The organism is Mesorhizobium sp. M4A.F.Ca.ET.050.02.1.1, assembly GCF_003997725.1.
In the GTDB taxonomy this organism is placed as follows: Bacteria; Pseudomonadota; Alphaproteobacteria; order Rhizobiales; family Rhizobiaceae; genus Mesorhizobium.
In genome coordinates, this window is sequence record NZ_RZSG01000513.1 from 1 (window position 1) to 2,490 (window position 2,490).

The window sequence follows — 2,490 nt, forward strand, 5'->3', positions numbered from 1 at the left end:
GCCAGCGCCAGCGCATCGCGCTCGCCCGCGCGCTCTATCGCGATCCCTTCCTGGTGGTGCTCGACGAACCGAACTCCAATCTCGACGCCGAGGGCGAGCAGGCGCTGTTCCAGGCGATCCTCCTGGTGCGGCAGCGCGGCGGCATCGTCGTCCTCGTGGCGCATCGGCCGAGCGCGCTCGCCACCGTCGATTTCGTCCTCGCAATGAACCAGGGCCGCATCCAGGCTTTCGGCCTCAAGGACGACGTTCTCGCCCGGCTGTTCCCGCGGCCGCAGCCGGCGGTGGCAACGGTGGCCGGCGTGCCGCGGCTGAGGCTCGCCACCGAGGAGCCGCCGCGCTCTGGCGCCGCGGCGGCCGGGGAGTGAGGGATGCGCGCCACCTCTCACCAGTCCATTCGCGCCCACACGCTTCTCGGCCTCGGCGCGGTCGCGCTGCTGGTCGGCGGCGTCGGCGGCTGGGCCGCGCTGACGCAAATCTCTGGGGCGGTCATCGCGTCGGGGGTTCTCGTCGTCGATTCCCACGTCAAGGAGGTGCAGCACTCGACCGGCGGCATCGTCGGCGAGATCGCCGCCCATGACGGCGACCGCGTCAAACAGGGCGCGCTATTGGTGCGCCTCGATCCGACCATGCCGGCCGCCAATCTCGCCGTGGTCACCAAGGCGCTCGACCAGTTGTCGGCGCGCGAGGCGCGGCTGGACGCAGAGCGCCAGGGCGCCGGTCAGATCGCCTTTCCGAAGGCCCTGCTCGACCGGGGCGGCGATGCTGTGGTGGCCGAGATCATCGCCGGCGAAAAGCAGCTCTTCGAGACACGGCGGGCGGCGCGCTCCGGCCAGAAGGGCCAGCTCAGGGAGCGCATCGAGCAGCTGCGCAAGGAGATCAGCGGCGACACAGCCCAGGCCGATGCCAAGTCGCATGAGATCGTGCTTGTCGGCGAGGAGCTCGTCAGCCTGCGCGCGCTGTGGAAGAAGCGGCTGATCTCCATCGACCGGCTGACCGCGATGGAGCGCGAGGCGACGCGGCTCGACGGCGAGCGCGGCCAGCTGACGGCGGCGCTGGCGCAGGCCGAAGGCAGGATCGCCGAGATCAACCTGCAGATCATCCAGGTCGATCTCGATCTCAGCACCGAGGTCAACAAGGATCTGCGCGAGATCGACGCCAAGATCGGCGAACTGATGGAGCGCAAGGTCGCCGCCGAGGACCAACTCAGGCGCATCGACATCCGCGCGCCGCAGGACGGTGTCGTGCAGCAGTCGATCGCCTACACGATCGGCGGCGTCATCACGCCCGGCCAGATTATCATGCAGATCGTGCCCGACAGCGACAGCCTGGCGATCGAGGCCAGGATCGCGCCGAGCGACATCGACCAGCTGTTCGTCGGCCAGCCGGCGGCGCTGCGCTTTTCGGCCTTCAACCAGCGCACCACGCCGCAGATCAACGGCACGGTCGAGCGCACCTCGCCCGACACCACCACAGACCAGCGCACAGGCATCAGCTACTACACCGTGCGCATCGCCACCACGAGCGCGGAGGTGGCGCGCCTCGGCCAGGTCAAGCTGGTTCCCGGCATGCCGGTTGAATCCTTCATCAAGACCGCCGACCGCACGGTGCTCTCCTATCTGGTCAAGCCGCTGCAGGACCAGATCAGCCGCGCCTTCAGGGAGTAAGGCAGGCCGAAAGCGCTTAGGGTCGCTTGCTGTCCAGGCGTCATCACGCCCGGCCAGGTTATCATGCAGATCGTGCCCGACAGCGGCTAGTCGCGATCTGCTTGCCGCCGAATATCCGCCCCGGTCCGGCTGGCTGTGTATTCAAGGAAATGCTAATATTGACCTGGTCGGTGGGGGCTTCGTGCGGCCGATCGCGGCGGCGGGCGTCGAGGGGACGGCATGCGGATCGCAATGATGGGAGCGGGCGGCATCGGCGGCTATGTCGGCGCCAGGCTCGCCGAGCTGGGGGGCGAGGTCAGCTTCATTGCTCGCGGTGCCCACTTGCAGGCAATGCGCCAGAGCGGCCTGCGCATTCAAAGCGACCTCGGTAACATCTTGCTGTCCAATGTGTCCGCGAGCGACGCGCCGGCCGACATCGGTCCCGTCGATCTGGTGATTTTCGCGGTCAAGCTCTACGACAGCGAGAAGGCCGCCGCCACGCTCGGACCGCTCATCGGCGGGAACACGCGCGTCGTGACGCTGCAGAACGGCATCGATAGCGTCGGCATTCTCCGCCGCCATATTCCGGGCGACAGGGTGATCGGTGGCGCCACCTACCTGTCCGCATTCATCAAGCAGCCCGGAGAAGTCGTCCACGCGGGCGGGCTGCGTGACATCCTCGTCGGCGGACACCGCGACCCTGTCATCAAGGAACTTCAGGCGCTGTGCGATCGGGCTATCGGGCTGGAGCTGAAGCCGGTTGCCGACATCGACAATGTGCTTTGGGAGAAGTTCGTGACATTGGCGGCCTTCTCCGGCGGAACGTCGCTGATGCGTTCGGGGATCG

The 2,490-nt window shown here is 67.7% G+C and carries 2 protein-coding genes and 1 pseudogene; all 3 read left to right on the forward strand.

The window, feature by feature from the left end:
* Nucleotides 1-365, forward strand: a pseudogene (locus EOA33_RS25760) (hypothetical protein); the annotation flags it as partial.
* 3 nt (nt 366-368) lie between these two features.
* On the forward strand, nt 369-1,664 hold the full coding sequence (locus tag EOA33_RS25765; protein ID WP_127406920.1) for an HlyD family type I secretion periplasmic adaptor subunit: 1,296 nt from the start codon (nt 369-371) through the stop codon (nt 1,662-1,664).
* 231 nt (nt 1,665-1,895) lie between these two features.
* On the forward strand, nt 1,896-2,490 hold a 595-nt coding region (locus EOA33_RS40805), incomplete at its 3' end, for a 2-dehydropantoate 2-reductase N-terminal domain-containing protein (protein ID WP_245482435.1).

What these genes read in the sequence shown, in the direction of transcription:
- EOA33_RS25765 (WP_127406920.1), top strand. Translation starts at nt 369, where the DNA reads ATGCGCGCCACCTCTCACCAGTCCATTCGCGCCCACACGCTTCTCGGC.